The following is a 4814-nucleotide window of genomic DNA, read 5'->3' as shown; positions in this document are numbered from 1 at the left end:
GCGGGGCGGGCTCGGCGCGTTGGGCGCCCGGCATCAGGTCGCCGCACACGTCGCAGTAGTCGGCGGCCTCGGACGTGTGCCCGCGCGGGCAGAGCGGCATGGGCCTCAGCCTCCCCCCGGCTCGTCGCCGTGACGGGTCCGGACCGTCCGGACGGAACGGGTGTCGAGCGACATCTCGTCCGCCTTGGACACCTCCCGCTTCAGCCGCACCGTGCCGCTCGCCGGGTCGACGACGTCCACCACGCGGTCCAGCAGGTCGGAGATCTGCTCGTTGCCGACCTCGCGGGCCAGCACCACGGCGCGTCCGAGGCGGGCCGTGGCGGTGTCCTCGTCGCCCGCCCGGCGCGCCTCCAGGCCCTGCCGGATCGCGTCGGCGAGCTCCGACTGGCCGGTGTGGTGCGCGACGCGCCCGCTGATCCGCGTCGACCTGGCCTCGTCGTCGGTCCACTCGGCGAGGACGTTCCCGGACGCGAGGACGTCGTCGCCCGCGAGGAGCTTCACCCACGCGGCCCGCATCTGCCGTCCCACGTCGCCGGGCTCGTCGATGTCGACGCACAGGTGGTACTCGCGGTTCTCGGTCCCCCACGCGCCGAGCGGGTAGTCGCCCGTCTGCGTCCCGGACTCGACCCGCCTGCCGGTGAGGTCCTCCACGGCCGGGACCATCTGCTTGACGAACCGGAGCCGCGCCTGCTTCGGCGTCCACACGCGCAGCGACACGTCCCCGATCTCCTTGCTCATCGCGGTGCGGGTCATCGCCAGGAAGTCGGCCTCCAGGTCGGCCGGGTCGGGGACGTCGAGGAACCCGCCCAGCAGCGCCGAGGTGATCTTGCGGAGCTCGGCGACGTCCCAGTCGGTGCCGACGCCGCGCGCGTCGCAGAGGAAGTGGCCCGAGCAGGCGCGGAGCGCCGCGTCCAGCTCCTCGGCGGACTCGTGCTGGTTCTTGCCGTCGGTCAGCAGGATGGCGTGCTTGACGGCGTCGTCGTGGCCGGTGAACAGCCGGTCGGCGAGGCGCAGCCAGGACCCGATCGCCGTCCCGCCCGCCGCCTCCAGCCGCTGGACGGCCTGCACCGCGTTCCGCCGGGACGTCTCGTCCGCCGCGACGAGCCGCTCCCCCTGCGGGTAGATCATCCGCGGCCGGTTCGCGCCCGCGACGACGGCGAATCGCACGCCGTCGCGCAGCACGTTCACCGCCGCCCGCGCGGCCCGTTTCGCCGCGGCCATCTTGCCCCGGTACGACATCGAGCCCGAGGTGTCGATGAGGATGATCTCGGCGGCGGGCGCGCGTCCCGTGCCGCTCGCGCCGTCGTCGTCCATGGACGAGCGCGCCTCGACGGTCACGATCGCGTGCATCTCCTGCCCGCCGGCCGGAAGGTAGGCGTTCTGGTCCACGCGGATCGTGAACTCGGGGACGTCGCTCATCGGCCCGGCTCCCTGCTCCCTGCTGGCGACCTGCTCGCTCCTGGCGGCCTGCTCGCTGCTGGCGGCGGCCAGGCGATCACCACCGCCGTGACGTTGTCGTGCCCGCCCGCGTCGAGCGCCGCCCGCAACAGCCGGCGCACCGCACGAACAGTTCGCCCGCCGGAGCCGTCTGGACGCGCCCCGCCGTCTGAACCGTCGTCGTTCAGGGCCACGGCGGCGAGGTCCGCCGCGTCCGGGAGGTGGTTCCACAGGCCGTCGCTGCAGACCAGGACCATGCCGGGGCCCGCGGGCCGGAACGCCGCGATCTGCGGCTTGACGATGCCCGCGTCCGCGCCGAGCCACGCCGTCAGCAGGTGCGCACGGCGGTCGGCCCACGCGTCCGCCGCGCTCATCTCCCCGCGCTCGATCATCTGCGCGGCCCAGGAGTCGTCGCGTGTCAGCAGGAACGAGTCGCTGGACGAGAGCCAGTAGACGCGGCTGTCCCCCACCCACCCGGCGGTGACGCCCGCGCCGTCCACGACGGCCGACGCGAACGTGCAGGCAGGCGCACCGTCCGGATTCTTGGGGTCCCTGCAGAGGCCCGCGACGACCTCGGCCGCCCGTTCTGCCGCCGCGCGCGTGGCGGCTTCAGGGTCCATGCCCACCGAGACACGTCCGGCCAGGACGGACACCGCCGCGTCCGCCGCACGCCGCGACGCCTCCTCCGAGCCCGGCGCCGTCGCGACGCCGTCGCACACCACCGCGCACGCCCCGGCGGGCAGGGCCGCGAGCGTGAACGCGTCCTCGTTGCGCCTGCGCCTCAGCCCGAGGTCGCTCACCGCCGCCGCGAAGCCGCCCAGCTCGGCCTCGGCATGTTCCCGCCCGCTCGGCTGGCGGAAGCCGCACTCCTCGCAGTAGCCGTCCGTCCCGATGGCGCCGTCTCCGCAGTCGACGCACCCGCCCGGAGCGGGCGCGGGGCGCGGAGCGGTCGGGTCGGGACGGCCGCACTCCTCGCAGAAGCGGTCGCGTTCCTGGACGGGTTCGCCGCAATCGCGGCAGCGTCCGGCATGGGTGTGCTGGTCGGCGTCCATCGTCAGAACAGCGTCCTCGGACGCACGGCGTTCGCCCGCCTGACCATCACGTGCCGGTGGTCCGCGCCGTCGGCGAGCTTGGCGAGGACGCGGTACGTCTGCTCCAGCTTCACGCGGAGGGACGGCTCGTCCAGCCCGGTGCCGAGGATCGGCTGCCGCACCCCGGCCGGCAGCGTGCGCCCGGTGCGGACCCAGGCGAGCGCGGCCTCCAGGACCTCGGCGGCGAACGCGGCGGCGCGCTCGGTGTCCAGCCGGAGGGACGCGAGGCGCCGCCCCGCCTCGATCAGGGTGGGCGCGTTCAGGTCGGCCGGGCCCCGGCCGCGGACGGCGACCGCGACGGCCGCGAGCTGCGCGGCGAGATAGTGGCTGGAGACCCGGGGCACCGAGTCGAGGACGCGTTCCGCGGCGGCCCGGTCGCCGCCCGCGAGACGGGTCCTGGCCAGGCCGAACGCGGCGCTCACATGCGTCGGGTCGGTGCGCCAGACCGTCTCGTAGAAGCGGTCGGCCTGCGGGATCACGCCCATCAGCTCGTGGCAGAAGGCGAGCGCCAGCTTGGGCGCCTGCTCACCGGGCGCGAGGTCGTACAGGTCGTTGAAGACGGCCGACGCGTCCCGGCCGCGCCCGTCGGCGAGGGCGCGGACGCCGCGGTACCAGTCGACGCGCCAGTCGTCCGGGTCCTCGGTGGCGAGCTCTTCCAGGAGCCGGTGTGCGGCGTCCAGGTCGCCCAGCTCGATCCGGACGCGGACCAGCGCCAGCCTCACCTCCCGGGACGCGACCGGCGCCGCGCTCAGCGCCGCCGCCAGGTCGCCCGGGTCGCGGGCGGTCAGCCCGGCGAGGAACGCCGCCGCCGGATCCGAGGCGGACACCAGCGGGACCGGCAGCGCCGCCGCCGCGGCCCCGGGCTCCAGCGGAGCGAGGATCGGCGGGTCCGTCCTGCCGGTCCCGGAGCCCGTGCCGTCCGGACCGCCCAGGCCGAGACCGCCGACGATGTCCGTGCCGGCCGTCTGCTGCTCGGGCCCGAACAGCGGCGACGGCGCGGGACGCGGGCGCCCGTCCTCGGCCGACAGCACCTCCCGCAGGACGCCGGTGAGCTGCTCCGCCATCTCGGCGGCGCTCTGGAAACGGCGGGTCGGGTCGGGGTGCGTCGCGCGGCGCAGCAGCCGGTGGTACGACTCGTGCCGCTGGAACAGCGGCACCTCCTCGCGGGGCGGCAGGCTGCGCAGATGCCGTCCCGTGTAGCCGCGGAACGGGAAGCTCAGCACGGCCAGCGTCCGCCCCACCGTGTACAGGTCGGACGTGATCGACGGGCCCCGCGAGCCGATCTCGGGGGCCTGGTAGCCGGGCGTCCCGAAGATCGGGCTGTCGACGTCGAACGCCCGCCGCACCCCGCCGAGGTCGATCAGCTTGAGCTGCTCCTCCGACTGGATGGCGTTGTCCGGCTTGAAGTCGCAGTACAGCAGCCCGACGCCGTGCAGGTAGCCGAGCGCGCTCAGCACCTCAAGGCCGTAGGCGATGACCTGGCCGAGCGGCAGCGCCGTCGCGTCGCCGTGCTCGCGGCGGGCGCTCAGCAGGATGTCCTTCAGCGACCGGCCGCCGACGTACTCCATCACGATGTAGCCGGAGTCGTCGTGCCGGACGAAGTTGTAGATCTTGACGATGTTGGGGTGCTCGACCTCGGCCAGGAAGGCCCGCTCGGCCGTCGCGGCGGCCAGCGAGTCGGCGTCGCCGGTGTCGAGCAGCCCCTTCAGGACGACCCACCGGTCGCTGACGTTGTGGTCGCGGGCCAGATACACCCAGCCGAGCCCGCCGTGCGCCAGGCAGCCGAGCACCTCGTACTGCCCGCCGATCAGCTCGCCCGCGTGGAGCTTCGGCGTGAACGAGAACGGATGCCCGCAGTTCGCGCAGAACCCCTCCGTGCGGCCGGGCCGCCCGTCCCGGCTGCGGCCGACCTTCTCGTCGCACCGGCTGCAGTAGCGCCTGTTCTCCGGGACCTCCGGCTTCTCCATGATCGCCGAGGCCGGGTCACGGGCCGGGACGGGCGGCACCTCGACCAGCCCGGCGCCGAGCATCCCGCGCCGCGCCGACCCCCCGGAGCCCGTCCCGCGCGACCCGCCGCGCGACGCCGTCCGGCCGGACCCGAGCGTCCGCGAACCGCTGCTCGCCGAACCGCTCGATGCCGAGTTCGGACCCGTCCGTCCACTGGGCGCCGACGGCACCGACCCACCCGCCGCGGACGGAACGGACCCACCGGGCGTGGACGGCCCGGAGCCACCCGGCTGCTGCCGCGTCGTCGGGGGCGCCACCGGCGTCTGCTGCCTCGTCACC

Annotated in this window: 3 protein-coding genes and 1 pseudogene; 1 reads left to right on the top strand and 3 read right to left on the bottom strand. The window is 75.1% G+C overall.

The annotated features are described in order from the left end of the window. Positions 1-105: 105 nt before the first annotated feature. The 3 genes from ETD83_RS39465 to ETD83_RS39455 are packed head-to-tail and all read right to left on the bottom strand — an operon-like array spanning position 106 to position 4558. Positions 106-1419: a vWA domain-containing protein gene (locus ETD83_RS39465; RefSeq protein WP_138650348.1), complete on the bottom strand. Its 1314-nt coding sequence runs from the start codon at positions 1417-1419 to the stop codon at positions 106-108. Then, positions 1416-2489: a PP2C family protein-serine/threonine phosphatase gene (locus ETD83_RS39460; protein ID WP_138650346.1), complete on the bottom strand. Its 1074-nt coding sequence runs from the start codon at positions 2487-2489 to the stop codon at positions 1416-1418. Before ETD83_RS39460 ends, ETD83_RS39465 begins: the two co-directional genes overlap by 4 nt. Before the next feature lie 2 nt (positions 2490-2491). Beyond that, positions 2492-4558, bottom strand: a complete 2067-nt coding sequence (locus tag ETD83_RS39455; RefSeq protein ID WP_138650344.1) for a serine/threonine-protein kinase — start codon at positions 4556-4558, stop codon at positions 2492-2494. On the opposite strand from ETD83_RS39455, the pseudogene ETD83_RS45155 reads away from it, so the two are divergent. Further along, positions 4494-4814 (top strand): annotated as a pseudogene (locus tag ETD83_RS45155) (hypothetical protein); the annotation flags it as partial. The gene ETD83_RS39455 and the pseudogene ETD83_RS45155 sit on opposite strands and share 65 nt — an antisense overlap.

The organism is Actinomadura soli (genome assembly GCF_005889715.1).
Taxonomy (GTDB): Bacteria; Actinomycetota; Actinomycetes; order Streptosporangiales; family Streptosporangiaceae; genus Spirillospora; species Spirillospora soli.
Note: the sequence above shows the minus strand (reverse complement) of the source record. Positions and strands in the feature narration are given on the sequence as shown.